Below are 15,365 nucleotides of genomic sequence, written 5' to 3'. Positions count from 1 at the left end.
AGGCGGTTCGGTTCAGTTCCACGTGTGAAAACCCTGTCCGCTCTTGCGCCCCAACTCGCCGCGAGCGACTTTCTCCCGCAGCAGTGCCGGTGGAGCAAATCGATCACCGAGCGTGCTCGCGAGGTGCTCGGCGATCGCCAGGCGAACATCCAGCCCGACAAGATCCGTCGAACGCAGCGGCCCCATCGGATGCCGGTACCCCAGTTCCATTGCGCGGTCGATGGATTCCGCGTCCGCTACACCCTCTTCGAGCATCCGAATGGCTTCGAGCCCAAGGCCGACACCAAGCCGGCTGGTCGCAAAGCCAGGTGAGTCGTTGACGAGCACCTCGGCTTTGCCGAGCATCGACACCCATGCTCTTACCGAGTCGACCACCTCGGGGCGGGTGTGCGGTGCCCGAACGATCTCGACCAACTGCGACGCCGGGACTGGATTGAAGAAGTGCATACCGATGAACCGTCCCGAGTCCGTCAGTGCTGCGCCGAGTTCGGCGATCGACATGGAACTGGTGTTGCTGGCGATCACGGTGTGTTCTCCGGCAACGGTTTCGGCAGCGGCGAGAACCTCGACCTTGAGCGCCGCGATTTCCGGGACCGCCTCGACGATCAGGTCGAGCGACGCCGGCAAGGAGGTCACTGCGTTCACGACGCTCACGCGCGCCAGCACCGTCGCGGTGTCCTGGCCGCCGAGCTTCCCTCGCTCCTGGGCTCGATCGAGGCCGGTGGACACACGCTGCAACGCGGCCTCGGCGTCTCCACTCTCCGCGATGGTGACCACCCCGCCGAGCGCGGCGAACACCTGGGCGATACCTGCACCCATGCGTCCACCGCCGATGACGCCGACGGCCTTCGGTGCAACTGCTTCAGTCATGATTTCTTCTCCAGAAAGGCCTTCATGCGATCGCGCTTGTCCGAACTCTCGAACAGAACGGCTTGGGCGATGTCGTCGGCAAACGGATGCGATCCCGGCGCATCGACGATGATCTTGGTCAATCGCAGCGCCAGCGGGGACAGTCGGGAAATGCGGTCGAGCAGCTTATGTGCAGCGTCGACATGACACTTCGGTTCGGTCACCTCGACAACAAGCCCCGCTCGCAGCGCCTGCTCGGCGTCGAGGTTCCTGGCACCGAGGAGCACCTGCTTCGCGATCGAGACGCCGACGAGCTTCGGCAGCCGATAGCTGGCGCCGGCGGCCGCCATTATCCCGAGATTGGGCTCGGGATTACCGAAGACCGCCGTCGTCGTAGCGATGCGAATGTCGCAGGCGTAGGTCAACTCTGCCCCACCGCCGAGCGCGAAGCCGCTCACGGCGGCCACGGTGGGAAGCGGGAGCTTTCCGATGCGGTCGAACAGCGTGCGGTTGATACCCGCGAACGCTTCCTCTCGTCCGCGCTCGCGGAGCTCCGCGATGTCAGCGCCGCCCGCGAAGTGGTCCCCGCGCCCAGCAAGCAGGAGCAGCTTCGGATCCCGTTCGAGGCGTCCACAAACCTGATGCAGTTCGTCGATCATTTCCGCGTTGATCGCATTGCGTTGCGCGGGTCTGTCGAGGGTGACCACGACGCGATCCTCGCGCTCGTCCACGTGCAGGGTGTTCACATTCACTCCTTCTCGCTCTTCTACATTAGTAACCGAACATTCGGTCGTTTGGCAAGGGTGGGAACGAGGATGGTGCACAGCTTTGCCCGAACTGAGAAGATGGGGACATGACTACGGCACGCCCCACTCGACGCACCGGCCTCCCTGGACGTCCCGGCTACGACCTCGATTCACTCCTCGCCGTGGCCGTGAAGGTGTTCAACGACAAGGGCTACGACGGCGCCAGCATGGAGGTGCTCGCCAAGAAACTCGGCATCACGAAGTCCTCGATCTACCACCACGTGTCTGGAAAGTCAGAACTTCTCGAACTCGCCCTTTCGCGTGCACTCAACGCCCTGTTTGCGGTCACGACCGAAGAGGGCGCCACCACCGGTCCGTACATCGACCGGCTCGAGTACCTGGTCCGGCGCAGCGTAGAGGTGCTGGTCGCAGAGCTTCCGTACGTCACCCTGCTCCTACGCGTCCGTGGCAACACGACGGTCGAGCGCGCCGCACTCGCTCGTCGACGCGAATTCGACAACTTCGTCGGAGGCCTCGTCGCGTCCGCCGCAGCGGAGGGCGACCTGCGTCCGGACATCGAACCCGCCCTCGCCAGCAAGCTGATGTTCGGCACCGTCAACTCACTGATCGAGTGGTACAAACCCCGAGCAGGTGAGTCCGTCTCCGACATCGCCGACGCGGTCGTCGCTGTCACTTTCGACGGACTTCGCAAGGCCTGACTCCAGGCAGTTCTGCCGAATCCTTGACAACGCGGCGTTGCCGGGCGATCGTAATTACCGACCGAACGTACGGTGAGATGGAGTTGTCGTGAGCAGACTGTTGGAAAGCTATGTAGCCGGTCGCTGGTACGCCGCACCGGACGCAGGTACCGCGTTGCCGAGTGCAGTGGACGGATCCGAGGTGGCCCGGATCTCCGCCACCGGCGTCGACCTCGCCGAGATGGTTGCGTACGCACGCGACGTCGGCGGGCCTGCACTGTCAGCGATGACCTTCCACGAACGAGCCGGCGCACTCAAGGCTCTGGCTCTCACGTTGATGGCAGGGAAGGCCGAGTTCTACACACTCTCCACCGCCACCGGGGCGACGACGCGAGACTCCGGGGTGGACATCGACGGCGGGTTCGGAACATTGCTGAGCTACGCGAGCAAGGCTAGGCGCGAATTGCCCGACAGCACAGTGTTTCTGGACGGCAACGTCGAAACTCTGGGCAAGGGCGGAACTTTCCTCGGGCAACACATCTACACATCACGTCGCGGTGTCGCCGTGCAGATCAACGCCTTCAATTTCCCCGTGTGGGGATTCCTGGAGAAGCTGGCGCCGGCATTCATCGCGGGTGTGCCGTCCATCGTCAAGCCTGCCAGTTCCACGGCGTATCTCACCGAACTCGTCTTCCGGCGCATCATCGAATCAGGCTTGCTCCCCGAGGGTTCCGTCCAACTGCTCTCCGGTAGCGCACGCGGACTCCTCGATCACCTCGGCGGGCAGGATTCGGTTGCCTTCACCGGATCCGCCGATACCGCAGCAACACTGCGCGCTCACCCGAACGTCGTCGGCAAGGGTGTCCACTTCAATGCCGAGGCCGATTCACTCAACGCGTCCATCCTCGGCGAGGACGCCGTACCCGGAACTCCCGAATTCGATTTGTACGTCAAGCAACTCGTCACCGAGATGACGGTCAAGGCGGGCCAGAAGTGCACAGCGATCAGGCGCGCACTGGTCCCGGACTCCCTGGTCGACGCCGTCGTCGATGCCGCATCCGAGCGACTGAGCAAGGTGGTCGTCGGGCACCCCGATACCGACGGTGTCACGATGGGTGCGCTCGCCAGCATCGAACAGCGCGACGAAGTCCTGAAATCGATTCGCGGCCTGACGAAGTCGGCGACCATCGTGTTCGGAGACCCGGAGAACCTCGACGTGGTCGGTGCCGACGCCCGATCCGGAGCCTTCCTTTCACCGATCCTCCTGCGTGCCGAGGACAATGCACTCGAGGTGCACGAAGTGGAGGCATTCGGGCCTGTCAGCACCGTCATCGGTTACAGCGGCATCGATCATGCGATCGAGCTCGCAGCCCGCGGTGAGGGCAGCCTCGTCGCCTCGGTGGTAACTGCCGACACGGACGTCGCACGTCGACTGGTACTGGGCCTGGCAGCTTTTCACGGCCGAGTTCTCGTCCTGAACCGCGACGACGCCAAGGAATCAACCGGTCACGGCTCTCCCCTCCCGGTGCTCGTACACGGCGGGCCCGGCCGCGCCGGTGGAGGTGAGGAGTTGGGTGGCATCCGCGGAGTTCTACACCACATGCAGCGCACCGCAGTTCAAGGCACGCCCGACGTACTCACCGCGGTCGGCGAGCGCTGGTTCACCGGTTCACAGCGCACCGTCGGATCCGAGCATCCTTTCCGAAAGAGTCTTGCCGAGTTGAAGATCGGCGACACGATTGTCGGAGGTCCGCGCCAGGTCACCCTCGCGGACATCGATCATTTTGCAGAGTTCACCGGTGACACCTTCTACGCGCACACCGATCCGGTTGCCGCCGCCGCGAATCCACTTTTCGGTGGCATCGTCGCGCACGGATACCTGGTTGTCTCGCTCGCTGCCGGCCTGTTCGTCGACCCCGCTCCCGGCCCGGTTCTCGCGAACTTCGGCGTGGACAACCTCAGGTTCCTGACCCCGGTCAAAGCCGAAGACAGCCTGACCGTCACCCTCACAGCCAAGACCATCACACCCCGCAGCAGCGCCGACTACGGTGAAGTTCGTTGGGATGCCGTCGTGACGAACCAGGACAGCGATCCAGTCGCAACGTACGACGTCCTGACGCTGGTAGCCAAGACTCTCCCCGAAGGGAATTGAAAGCACATGACCTATCGCGTAGCAGTGTGTTACGGACGCCCCACCGATCCGGAGGCTTTCGACAAGTACTACAACGACATCCACATTCCGCTCGCCCGCGCGGTTCCAGGGTTGTCGGACTTCACCTTCAGCAAGTGCTCGACACTCGATGGCTCCGACCCCGTTTTCTACGCCGTCGCCAACCTCGTGTTTCCCGATCTCGAGACGATGCAGAGCGGTCTGAAGTCCCCGGAAATGGGCGCTGCCGGTAAGGACGTTGCGAACTTTGCCACCGGCACGGTCGACATGTACGTCCAGGAAGTTGTCTCGGTCCTCTAGACCCCTGCAGTTCTCCGATCCCACAGGAGTTGTCTCGTGAGCACAGGAAGCATCACCGCCCGAGAGATGTTCGACGCGGACCAGGCGTCTCGGGCGCTCGGTATCGAGATTGCCGAACTGGCGCCAGGTAGCGCAACCGTGACCGTAACTGTGGGTGAGACCATGGTGAACGGTCACGGAATCACACACGGCGGCTACGTTTTCCTGCTCGCGGACACCGCGTTCGCGCTCGCCTGCAACGGCTACGAGGATTCAGCCGTTGCAGCGCGCGCGGACATCAGATTTCTGCGTCCGACCCGTCTGGGCGACACCTTGACCGCGATCGCCACCGAGAAGGCTCGAGGCGGCCGAAGTGGGATCTACGACGTGACCGTTCGCAACGGCGACACCGTCGTGGCCGAGTTCCGCGGCGACAGTCGCACCATCACCCGCTGAAATTCAGCCCACGGTGTATCAGCCCACGGTGTATCGGCCCACGACGGGAAGTTGGAGGGGGCCGGACCCGTCGGCAAAGATCGTCACCGGCATACCTTGCAGTCCCCCACGGAAACTGATGTCGCCACCGGTGATTGCCAGGCGAACGGAATGCCCCGGCTCGAATCTGTGCACTATCGCCGGCATCGTCACCGGTACGGGCTGCGACGGGTCACTGATGCGAACAGGTGCGATGAGCCCGTTGATCAGGGACGACGTTCCGTCCGGCGCCACGTCGTAGAGCTTCGCGAACACCACCGGCTGCCCAGGTGCCGCGACACGCAACGTCACGGTGGGAGCGCCCACCACGTCCATCGCCTCGGACATCGGCGCAGTGGTCCACAGCGCCTCGGTCCCCGGAATCTGTGCACTCGGAATGTTTCCGGCCGGATTGATATTGAGCGGCTCGACGCCTGTCGGGAGCCCACCCGGTGCAGTGACAATCGTCTTCGAACCAGGTACCGCCGGCGCGCCGTCCGGCAGCAGCCCCCCGTCAGCGGACAGATGGAAGGAGCGGGCGGTCCCGACGTCTATGGTGTCGGACGTCGCGTAGGCCGGCGCCGCGTTCCCCTCGTAGTCGATCCAGTTACGGAAGTATGCGAATTCCGGTCCGGTCTCCGTGTTCTCGTCCTTGAGGTAGTGATCGAACCAGTCCATGAAGCGACCGGTTTCGTACTGGGCGTCTTCGTCGGGTGCGGAGAAGCTGAATTCGCCCGGCGCAGCAGCCAAGTGACTGTGTCCCCACGAATGCCAGATCATCTTGGCGTCCACGCCACGGGCTTTCAATGCGTCGTAGGTCGCGGTTGCCTCGTTCAGATCGAACAGGGTGTCTTGTTGTCCCTGTGCAAGCAGTACCGGGATATTGATCCGGTCGACAAACGACGATACCGACGACGCTCGGAGCTCACTTACTACTTGGGGTCCGATGTCACCAGTCACCACTGCCTCGGCGATCGCGTTGCACATGTACGGCACGTAGTTCGGGCAGCCGGGAAGTCGTGCGGGGTCGGCGATGTAACCGTCCACACCGGGGTTTGCAATGCCGGCACCGAAGAGCAGTGACGCAAAGAGCACTTTCGCGGCTCCCGGTTCAGCAGTCGACACACCGGAGATGATGCCGGTGCTGTTGGGCGCCAAGGAATAGGAGAGGTCGTTCCAGGTGATCATGGGGATGATCGTGTCGATACGGGGATCCACACTCGCGGCGGCGAATTGAATGCCACCGCCGTAAGAGCCACCCGTCATGCCGACCCGCGGGTCGTTCGTCGACGGTGCACCGTTGTGGTCGACGGAGTCCTGCACCACCGCATTGAGCGCCGGATAGGGCTGTGTCAGAGCCTGGTCCGTGTACGCAATCCCCTCTTTGCCGCCGAGGAAACTGACCAACTGCGAAGCGGCGACGCCGTCGTATGCGGGAGAGTCGAGTGTGATCTTGCAACTCGCGCCGCCGAAGCCCAACCCCGAATACGTCAGTCCGACATACCCGTTCTCGGCGAAGTTCTGCAGAGCGGGAATCTGATCCTTGTACGAACCGCCGAACCCGTTGGTGGTCAGGATCGCGGGAGCCGGATTGTCCGCGTCGACGCCGTCGGGAACAAAAAGTTCACCGACGACGGTGCACGGCGTCGAGAGTTCAGGCCCGACATCGACCGAGAAGTACAGTAGCTGTGACGAATACGAGCCGTTCGGTGAATCCGCGAGCGCCGGCGGCGAAAAGCCGAGGGCGCAAACCACGAGCGTGACGACACTGATCGCTATTCTCCGGCGCACCTGAAAACCGTACACCCGGACCTGTTCTCCGCCAGCCTGATCGGGTACGTGCCGCCGAAGTGTCCGCGGCAATAGTCACGCCATGCCGGGTCGACGTCTACTTGACCGTCAAGGTGCCATGCATGCTCGGATGATAGGTGCAGTGGAACGTGTACGTCCCGGGCTCGTTCGGCACCGTGATGGTTTCTGTCTCGCCAGCTTCGATGTCCTCGTTGAACAGCCCCGCGGTATCGGAAGTAACCGAGTGCTCGACGGTGTCGTTGTTCTGAATGGTCAGTACCTGTCCAGGCATCACCGACTCCGGCGTCGAATACTCGAAGCCGCTGATCACGATTCCCATCGACGACGCTCCCGGCGTCGACATACCCAGGGGCATGCTCGGCATCGACATGCTGGTCGGCTTGCTCGTCATCGTCATGCTGGTCATCGCCATGCCATTGTGATCTGCCGAATCGTTGCCCGACGAATCACCGTTGTCACTGCACGCGGTCAGTGCGAACACCGCCAGGATCAGCGCTGCGAGCACCGCGAGAATCCGCTTCATTGCTTCGCCTCCTGCTCGTTCCCCCGCAGTCTGCTGATTACCCGCCGCCTAGAGGGCCAAACAGCTCCGATGTGGTGCCTGCGACGCTGATAGTGCACGATTTCTGCACCACCTCCACTCGCGGACCGAAACTGAAGGACACAGCACAGATGGCCAAGATCAAAACGTCGAAGGCAGCCAAGACGAAGGCGGCGGTAGCTTCAAAAGCGCCCGTGGCGAAGGCGCCCGCAGTCCTCTGGAAGGACCTACCGGACGAGCACGACTACCCCGCGGCCCGCGATTACCTCCAGTTGGGCGCCACACCGGTCCAGGTCCAAGCTCTCGTGTACGCCCTCAAGACGGCGACGCTGGTCTCGAAGAAGGCCAAAGACATCCTGCGGGCTGCTGGGCTCCCTCTGCTTCCGGTCGACAACCCGCACGTGGCTGCCGACCTGTTGAAGATCCGCAAGGGGATCGCGCTGTCACCGATCCTGCTGGTGCAGGGAGACTTCCGCGCCGGAGTACCGGCGCAGATCGCCGACGGCTACCACCGTGTCTGTGCGAGTTACCACGTGGACGAGAACACCGCCATCCCCGCGAAGATCGCACCCTCGACAGTTAACTCGTAGGTCGTCGATGACCTTCGGCATCCTTGCCCTCGTCGCCCTGGCCGGCATTCTCGGCCCACTGCTCGGCGCCCGCGTCAGCTGGCATGTCCCCGTGGTGGTCGGCGAACTCGCCGCCGGTGTCATCTTCGGTGTCACCGGTTTCGGGCTGCTCGACTCCTCCGACCGGACGTTCACATTCCTGGCCGATATCGGGTTCGCGCTCACGATGATGGTGGCCGGCTCGCACGTCCCGGTCCGCGATCCTGCAGTTCGGGCGGCAATAGGCAAGGGTGCCGCTCGCTCGGTCGTCGTCGGACTCCTGTCGGTTGTTGCCGGCTACGGTGCGGCGACGGCATTCGGCACCGGTCACGCCGCGCTGTACGCGGTCCTGATCGCGTCGTCGTCCGCGGCGTTGATTCTCCCCATCGTCGATTCGCTGGCGCTCGGAGGAACCTCGGTTCTGCAGATGACGGCCCAGGTCGCGATCGCGGATACTGTCTGCATTGTCGCGCTGCCGTTGGTGATCGATCCCGACAATGCCCCTCGCGCCGGCCTCGGCGCATTGGCGGTGGCGGCGTGTGCAATTGCCTTGTTCTTCGTACTGCGAGCTTTTCATCGTTCCGGCCATTGGCGAAAGCTCCACAAGTTCTCAGAGAAACGAAAGTTTGCACTCGAACTCCGGATCAATCTCGTGATCCTCTTCTCTCTTGCAGCGCTGGCGTCGAGTACCCACGTGTCGATCATGCTCGCGGGCTTCGCCTTCGGGCTCGTTCTTGCCGCGATCGGTGAACCCCGCCGCCTCGCCAAACAACTCTTCGCGATCACCGACGGCTTCTTCGCTCCCCTCTTCTTCGTCTGGCTGGGAGCGGCGATCAATCTGCGCGACCTCGTGACCCATCCGTCCGCCGTCTGGCTCGGATTGGCCTTGGGCGGCGCAACTCTCGTAGTTCACGCAGCGATACGAATCCTCGGCCTACCTCTCCCCTTGGGAGTGCTGTCCGCCGCACAACTGGGGGTACCCGTTGCCGCCGTAACGGTGGGCACCCAACTGGGAGTGATGGGCGAGGGTGAACCCGCTGCCATCCTCCTCGCCGCCATGATCACGATCGGTGCTGCAACACTGGCGGGTGCCGCCGCGTCGAAAGCTGGTCTCACGAAGCCTGCTTGACCGCGGCCCGCTCCACCGTCAGCAAACTCTCCTCCGAATGTTCGGCGTGATACGCCGCGCCGCCGCCGCGGACACCGAAGAGTCGCTTGCTCCAGATCAGCCACACGACGGCAGCGATGTTCACCAATAGCAACCCGGCCCTCAACCACGTGATCTTCTCGGTCAATTCGTAGATTTCGAGGGGCAGGAACAAGCTGGTCGCCACCACCGCGAAGTACTCGCCCCAGCGTTTGACCATCCACAGACCGACTGCCTCGACGACTTGAAGGCCCGCGTACACCAACAGACCGATCGCGATCCAGGTGAGCGTCGTCGACGACAACGAAAATGCCTGCTCGATGTGATGGACCAGTTTCGAATCGTCGATGTTCCAGCCCAGCTGACGGGCCAATGGTCTGACCAACGGTAACTCGTTCTCGAAGGCGTCCTCGACGCGTCCCTTCGACGATCTGAGTTTGAACACACCGATCGCCAGAAGAACCAAACCCAGAGCGCGGAACATTCTCTCGGTGGCGAGAAGTCGCATGATCAACCTGTCGCGAAGCAGCCTCCCCCGCGGAACCTCGGGGGCGGCGTCCGCCGGTCCCGATGCTCGGGGCGCTCCCAGGACGAAGTTGCCGCAACGTAGGCACCGCCACGCCTGACCCACCGCAGTATCCACATGTAGTCGATCCCGCAGTTCCGGTTCGTCCGGAGCGTAGGTCTCGTGACCGTGCCAACTGCACGAGCGCAATGCGAAGTCCACGGGTGAACTCTATGCCGCATATGCCCGGTAGCGTGGATACCCGCTGACCGTGCACTTCGAACGACGAGGATTCCGATGACTACCACCAAGATCGAAACCCGGCATGGCGTCATGGCCGTCGACGACAGTGCCACCGACGGTTTCCCGGTTGTCTTCATCCACGGAAACTCGGCCAGCCGCTCCATCTTCCGCAACCAGGTCAACGCCGACTGGGCCGCCGGTTACCGCATGATCACGCTGGACCTACTCGGTCACGGTGATTCCGAGGACGCGAGCGACCCCGAAGCCGCGTACACGCAGAACGGCTACGCCGACGCCATCGTCGATGTTCTGACCGAACTCGCCGTCGAACGGGCTGTGGTTGTCGGTTGGTCGCTGGGCGGACACATCGCCCTCGAGTTGATCGCGAAGTTCCCCGGGCTCGCTGGAATCGTCATCACCGGTACGCCGCCGGCCAATCCCGAGACGCTTGGCGACGCGTTCAATGCCGGCGACGGATTGTCCATCGGCGGTACCGAGGTCATCACCGAACGGGAAGCCGAACTCTACGCTCGGATGACCGCAGTTCCCTTCGAACAGGCGGCCCTCGACGCCGCGATACGCACGGACGGTCGCGCTCGCAAGATCATGTTCGACGCGTTCGGAGCTGGCCGCGAATCGGATCAGAAGGCTCTGGTTGCAACGGCGTCTGTGCCACTTGCGGTGATCGACGGCGCCAGGGACCCGTTCGTGAACACGTCGTATGTCGCGTCGTTGACCTTCGCGAATCTCTGGGAGGGCACGTATCACGTGATTCCCGGTGTTGGTCATGCAGCGTTCTGGGAAGCCCCTGAGGTGTACAACCCACTGTTGCAACGATTCCTCGGCAGTTTCGCCCAGTAACCTGCTGGACGCGGCGTCCTATGAGATAGAAGCCGCTCGACAATCCGGCCATGTCCGGATTGTTTATCGCCGCCCTACAGTTCGGAAAACGACTGGAGGCACTGCGATGACCATTCTCGAGCACGGCACGGAAACGTGCATCGGTGGACCGACCCTTCCCCAGATACGACGCCTCGTCACCGAAGTGCCTGGCCCCAACTCGCGCGCTTTGGCCGAGCGCCGGAGCGCCGCACTGCCGGCCGGACTGACCAGCGGATCCAGCATTTACGTTGCTGCAGCGGGCGGAGGAGTTGTCGTCGACGTCGACGACAACTCGTTCATCGACTTCGGCAGCGGCATCGCCGTGACCACCGTCGGAAACAGCGCGCCGCGCGTGGTCGAACGCACCACGCGCCAGCTCGGTCAGTTCACCCACACGTGTTTCCTCGCAAACCCCTACGAGGGGTATGTCGAGGTCTGCGAAGCGCTCAACCGCCTGACCCCGGGAGATCACGAGAAGCGAACAGCGCTGTTCAACACCGGCAGCGAGGCGCTCGAGAACGCCGTGAAATACGCACGTGCCGCCACCGGTCGCCCGGCAGTTGTCGTCTTCGACCATGCATTCCACGGTCGCACGTTGATGACGATGACGATGACAGCCAAGAACCAGCCGTACAAGGCCACATTCGGCCCGTTCGCGCCAGAGGTCTACCGGGTTCCGATGGCCTACCCCTACCGTTGGCCGAGCGGCCCCGAAAATGCGGCCGACGAAGCATTCGCCCAGTTCCGTCTTGCGATCGACACTCAGATCGGTGCCGAAGCGGTAGCCGCTGTGGTCGTGGAACCGATTCAGGGTGAGGGCGGTTTCATCGTTCCCGCTCCGGGATTCCTGAAGCGCATCTCGGAATTCTGCCGTGAGCGCGGCATTCTCGTCGTCGCGGACGAGGTCCAGACCGGTATCGCACGAACCGGAGCCTGGTTCGCCAGCGAGAGTGAGGACTTCGTCCCCGACATCATCACAACCGCAAAAGGTCTCGCCGGCGGAATGCCACTCGCCGCCGTGACCGGCCGAGCCGACGTCATGGACGCCGCGCATCCCGGTGGTATCGGCGGTACCTACAGCGGCAATCCTGTTGCCTGCGAGGCCGCCCTGGCAGTTTTCGAGACGATCGAGACGGAAGGGCTCCTCGACCGCGCCAAGAACATCGGTGACATTCTGACCACAGGGCTGTCCGAAATCGCCTCGGACACAAACATAATCGGCGACATTCGTGGACGCGGCGCCATGGTTGCAATTGAACTCGTCCACGACGAGGACAAGACTCCGAATCGCGAGGCCGTCGTCCAGATCGTCAACTACGCCCACGCGCACGGTCTCCTTCTCCTCACCGCCGGCACCTACGGAAACGTCGTCCGATTCCTCCCGCCGCTGAGCATCTCCGACGAGTTGCTGACCGAAGGACTCGGTATCCTTCGCGACGCTGTGGCCGCAGTCCGATGAGCGTCACCGTGCGCAGCTTGATCGGCGGAGCTTGGGTCACGGGCAGCGAAGGCACACTGACGGACACCAACCCGGCGCGTCCCGACGAGGTTGTCGCCACCGGCGGCCGCGCCGGTGCCTCCGAAATGGCGACCGGCGTTCGCGTCGCCCGCATCGCCGCGAACGACTGGGCTCGCCTGCCGATGTCCGCACGCGGCGCATACCTCACTCGCGCAGCGGAAATCATCGAATCCAACGCCGAGGCCTGGGGCGAAGAACTCACCCGCGAAGAAGGGAAAACGCTGGCCGAGGGTATCGGAGAAGTGCGCCGGGCAGCGCAGATTCTGCGTTACTACGGCAACGCCGCCGACCGCGAGAGCGGAACGGTGTACTCCTCCCCACGTAGCAGCGAGCAGATTCTCGTCACTCGCAAACCTCTCGGCGTGGTGGGCGTCGTCACGCCGTTCAACTTCCCGATCGCGATCCCGGCATGGAAGATTGCGCCTGCCTTGGTGTACGGAAACACCGTCGTCTGGAAACCCGCTGCCGCGGTGCCCCTTCTGGCCTTCCGTCTCGCGCAGGCAATGACCGAAGCTGGCCTACCCGACGGAGTCCTGAACATGATCCTCGGCGACAGCGCAGCCGGTGAAGCGCTGGTCGATCACCCGGACCTCGACGCCGTCACCTTCACCGGTTCCACCGGCGTCGGCCGAAAGATCGCGGGATCTGCTGCGGCGCGCGGAGTTCCGGTACAGGCGGAAATGGGTGGAAAGAACGCAGCAGTCGTACTTGCCGACGCAGATCTGGAGCTTGCGGTCGAGCAGGTCATGCTGGGCGCATTCCGGTCAACCGGCCAGAAATGCACGGCCACTTCACGTCTGGTGCTCCATGAATCCATCGCCGAGGAATTCCTGGCGAGGCTGACCGTCGAAGTCAAGGAATTGAGAGTCGGAGATCCACTCGATCCCGACGTCACGACAGGTCCCGTGATCAGCGCATACGCGCAGCAGTCGATCAGCGAGGGGATCAATCGAGCCATCGGCGGCGGCGCCAGAGTTGTGGCCACCGCCGAAGCGCCGCAGTCGGGCTACTACGTCCAGCCGACAGTGCTGGAACTACCGGCGAGCACCGAACTGTGGTTCGAGGAACTCTTCGGCCCGGTTCTGGCGGTGCAGCAGGCAGCAACAACTGCGGACGCATTCCGCCTGGCGAACGAGGGCGAATTCGGTTTGTCCGCAGCGTTGTTCACGCAAGACCTGACCAGTGCGCTTGCCGGTATCGACGACCTGGACGTGGGGATCCTGCACGTCAATTCGGAATCGGCGGGCGCTGATCCGCACGTGCCCTTCGGCGGCGCGAAGAGGAGTGGATACGGGCCCAAGGAACAAGGCGACGCAGCGCGAGAGTTCTTCACTCACACCACCACCGTCTATCTCAGGGGCGGCCGAGCGTGATCTGAATTCGATTCCGCCTGCAGCAGTTCACGAGCTTTGAGTGCAATCCACAACTCGGACCGCGTGTGGGCGGAATCGAGATCTCGGCCGATCAACTCGGCAACCTTGTCCATGCGGTTACGCAGCGTGTGCCGGTGAACACCCAACTGCGCTGCAGCGGACTCCCATTGACCATTGTGGTGCAGGAACGCTTCGATCGAGTCCACCAAACGAGAACCGTTCTCGGTGTCGTAGCCTTCCAGCACACCGAGGCCGCCGGCCGCGATCGACTGCAGAACATCGTTCGACTGCACACTCAACAAGAGACTGAAAGTCCCGAGTTCCGAGAACGGAACGAGCGTGTGTCCTTCGACCTGCCCCACTTTGGCAGCAGAGACGGCCTCGCGCAGACTGGCTGCTACACCGCTCATCTTCCGGACGCCACCGATTCCACCGTTGATACCCCGGCGCGAACTCTCCCGCACTCTCGCATAGACACTACGCGTGACCTTTTCCGCAACTTCACTTTTCACGACGAACCACACACCGGCTCCGTCACTCAGCGGAGCCAAAAGGTACGGCACCGACTCTTCTTTCAAGGCCGCTGAAGTGATGTCGGTTGCCGCCAGCAACGGTCCGACATCGGTCAAGGCAGTTGCCACCACCGTGGTTTCGGATTCGAATCCGAAGTACCGCAACAGACTTTCGTCGACGTCACCGCCGGCCTGGCGCACCATCGTCGTAACTGCCAACCTCAGCCGCTGTTCGGCATCGACAACCCGCAACGGCTTGGCAAGCTCGATGGTCAGCAGCGACACCGTGTGGCCGACCAACAATCGCTCGGACTGATCCAAGGCGGCGTCGGACGCCACGGCCAGGGTGCCGCTCACGGCAAGGCGGTGAATGGCCAGGTGACCGTCGTCGTCCACCACGACCCGGCTGCGCTCCTTACCTGATCGCTCCCTGATACGTTCGGGCAGAGACGAACTCGCACCTTCCGTCAGAGCCAGCACCGCTCCGTCCCGATCGAGAACACACACTGCTGCATGTACCGCTCGACCCAGGGCAGTGATCAGAGCCGGCACCCCGTCGAGCAGGGCACGCGCCAACTTCTCCTGCGCGTCGACCACCGCCTGCACCGTTCGTATCTGGTCGGCGGTCAGTTCGTCGATCACGGCCCGCGAGATGGCGATGAACGGCGTCTCCTTGGCGACGGAAAGCACGGCAAAACCCAGTTCGTCGCCGGCCCTGATGATCGCGTCCGGCACCCTCTCGTGCACGGTGCCGGTGTCGAACGCCAGTGCCACCGCACCGGTCTGCGCAATGCGTTCGACGTACTCGTATTGCTTTGTCGCCGAACGCGGAAGGTGCAGCCCCGTCGTCATGACAAGCTCTCCACCAGCGAGCCACTGGGTCGGATCCTGCAATTCGATTGCGTGCGCCCAACTGATCGACAGATCTACGTCGTCGTGACCTGCAACGATCGTGAGGCCGAGCGAGGGGGTGGCTGCCAGCCGCCGGACCGTCATCGGCATTACCG

Annotated in this window: 15 protein-coding genes; 9 read left to right on the top strand and 6 right to left on the bottom strand. The window is 63.2% G+C overall.

Translation table 11 applies throughout. The features are described 5' to 3' along the window. Positions 1 to 12: 12 nt before the first annotated feature. On the bottom strand, positions 13 to 870 hold the full coding sequence (locus ACFQ6Y_RS01375; RefSeq protein ID WP_378628103.1) for a 3-hydroxyacyl-CoA dehydrogenase family protein: 858 nt from the start codon (positions 868 to 870) through the stop codon (positions 13 to 15). Further along, positions 867 to 1,595 carry an enoyl-CoA hydratase/isomerase family protein gene (locus ACFQ6Y_RS01370; protein ID WP_378628100.1) on the bottom strand — a complete coding sequence of 243 codons (729 nt, stop codon included), beginning with the start codon at positions 1,593 to 1,595 and terminating at the stop codon, positions 867 to 869. The genes ACFQ6Y_RS01375 and ACFQ6Y_RS01370 overlap by 4 nt, the downstream gene beginning before the upstream one ends. 107 nt (positions 1,596 to 1,702) lie before the next feature. Here ACFQ6Y_RS01370 and ACFQ6Y_RS01365 point away from each other — a divergent pair, with 107 nt between their 5' ends. The 4 genes from ACFQ6Y_RS01365 to paaI all read left to right on the top strand — a co-directional run bounded on the left by ACFQ6Y_RS01365 (position 1,703) and on the right by paaI (position 5,198). Next, complete coding sequence (locus tag ACFQ6Y_RS01365) at positions 1,703 to 2,314, top strand: TetR/AcrR family transcriptional regulator (protein ID WP_007730612.1); 612 nt, start codon at positions 1,703 to 1,705, stop codon at positions 2,312 to 2,314. Positions 2,315 to 2,402: 88 nt separating this feature from the next. Beyond that, on the top strand, positions 2,403 to 4,445 hold the full coding sequence (gene paaZ / locus ACFQ6Y_RS01360) for a phenylacetic acid degradation bifunctional protein PaaZ (RefSeq protein WP_378628096.1): 2,043 nt from the start codon (positions 2,403 to 2,405) through the stop codon (positions 4,443 to 4,445). 6 nt (positions 4,446 to 4,451) lie between these two features. Further along, on the top strand, positions 4,452 to 4,763 hold the full coding sequence (locus ACFQ6Y_RS01355) for an EthD family reductase (protein WP_378628093.1): 312 nt from the start codon (positions 4,452 to 4,454) through the stop codon (positions 4,761 to 4,763). A gap of 66 nt (positions 4,764 to 4,829) precedes the next feature. Further along, complete coding sequence (gene paaI, locus ACFQ6Y_RS01350) at positions 4,830 to 5,198, top strand: hydroxyphenylacetyl-CoA thioesterase PaaI (RefSeq protein WP_378629777.1); 369 nt, start codon at positions 4,830 to 4,832, stop codon at positions 5,196 to 5,198. An 18-nt stretch (positions 5,199 to 5,216) separates the two neighbouring features. Here paaI and ACFQ6Y_RS01345 read toward each other — a convergent pair whose 3' ends face one another. After that, a complete protein-coding gene (locus ACFQ6Y_RS01345; RefSeq protein ID WP_378628089.1) occupies positions 5,217 to 7,022 on the bottom strand; it encodes a CocE/NonD family hydrolase in 1,806 nt (601 codons plus the stop codon). A gap of 82 nt (positions 7,023 to 7,104) precedes the next feature. Beyond that, positions 7,105 to 7,551, bottom strand: a complete 447-nt coding sequence (locus ACFQ6Y_RS01340; RefSeq protein ID WP_378541880.1) for a cupredoxin domain-containing protein — start codon at positions 7,549 to 7,551, stop codon at positions 7,105 to 7,107. Positions 7,552 to 7,700: 149 nt separating this feature from the next. Here ACFQ6Y_RS01340 and ACFQ6Y_RS01335 point away from each other — a divergent pair, with 149 nt between their 5' ends. Together ACFQ6Y_RS01335 and ACFQ6Y_RS01330 are read left to right on the top strand one after the other, a co-directional pair. After that, positions 7,701 to 8,159, top strand: a complete 459-nt coding sequence (locus ACFQ6Y_RS01335; protein WP_378628085.1) for a hypothetical protein — start codon at positions 7,701 to 7,703, stop codon at positions 8,157 to 8,159. Positions 8,160 to 8,166: 7 nt separating this feature from the next. Continuing rightward, positions 8,167 to 9,306 carry a cation:proton antiporter gene (locus ACFQ6Y_RS01330; protein WP_378530744.1) on the top strand — a complete coding sequence of 380 codons (1,140 nt, stop codon included), beginning with the start codon at positions 8,167 to 8,169 and terminating at the stop codon, positions 9,304 to 9,306. Here ACFQ6Y_RS01330 and ACFQ6Y_RS01325 read toward each other — a convergent pair. Beyond that, entirely contained in the window at positions 9,290 to 10,051 is a 762-nt protein-coding gene (locus ACFQ6Y_RS01325) for a DUF2127 domain-containing protein (RefSeq protein ID WP_378628082.1), read from the bottom strand. The genes ACFQ6Y_RS01330 and ACFQ6Y_RS01325 overlap by 17 nt on opposite strands. A gap of 75 nt (positions 10,052 to 10,126) precedes the next feature. Here ACFQ6Y_RS01325 and ACFQ6Y_RS01320 point away from each other — a divergent pair, with 75 nt between their 5' ends. The 3 genes from ACFQ6Y_RS01320 to ACFQ6Y_RS01310 all read left to right on the top strand — a co-directional run bounded on the left by ACFQ6Y_RS01320 (position 10,127) and on the right by ACFQ6Y_RS01310 (position 13,846). Then, positions 10,127 to 10,933, top strand: coding sequence for an alpha/beta fold hydrolase (locus tag ACFQ6Y_RS01320; protein ID WP_378628079.1), 807 nt, complete (start codon positions 10,127 to 10,129; stop codon positions 10,931 to 10,933). A gap of 106 nt (positions 10,934 to 11,039) precedes the next feature. Further along, on the top strand, positions 11,040 to 12,413 hold the full coding sequence (gene gabT / locus ACFQ6Y_RS01315; RefSeq protein WP_378530738.1) for a 4-aminobutyrate--2-oxoglutarate transaminase: 1,374 nt from the start codon (positions 11,040 to 11,042) through the stop codon (positions 12,411 to 12,413). Next, positions 12,410 to 13,846, top strand: a complete 1,437-nt coding sequence (locus ACFQ6Y_RS01310) for an aldehyde dehydrogenase family protein (RefSeq protein ID WP_378628065.1) — start codon at positions 12,410 to 12,412, stop codon at positions 13,844 to 13,846. Before gabT ends, ACFQ6Y_RS01310 begins: the two co-directional genes overlap by 4 nt. On the opposite strand, the gene ACFQ6Y_RS01305 is transcribed toward ACFQ6Y_RS01310, so the two are convergent. Continuing rightward, complete coding sequence (locus tag ACFQ6Y_RS01305) at positions 13,822 to 15,360, bottom strand: PucR family transcriptional regulator (protein WP_378628061.1); 1,539 nt, start codon at positions 15,358 to 15,360, stop codon at positions 13,822 to 13,824. The genes ACFQ6Y_RS01310 and ACFQ6Y_RS01305 overlap by 25 nt on opposite strands. Positions 15,361 to 15,365 lie beyond the last annotated feature (5 nt).

Source organism: Rhodococcus sp. NPDC056516, from assembly GCF_042794655.1.
In the GTDB taxonomy this organism is placed as follows: domain Bacteria; phylum Actinomycetota; class Actinomycetes; order Mycobacteriales; family Mycobacteriaceae; genus Rhodococcus_F.
Note: the sequence above shows the minus strand (reverse complement) of the source record. Positions and strands in the feature narration are given on the sequence as shown.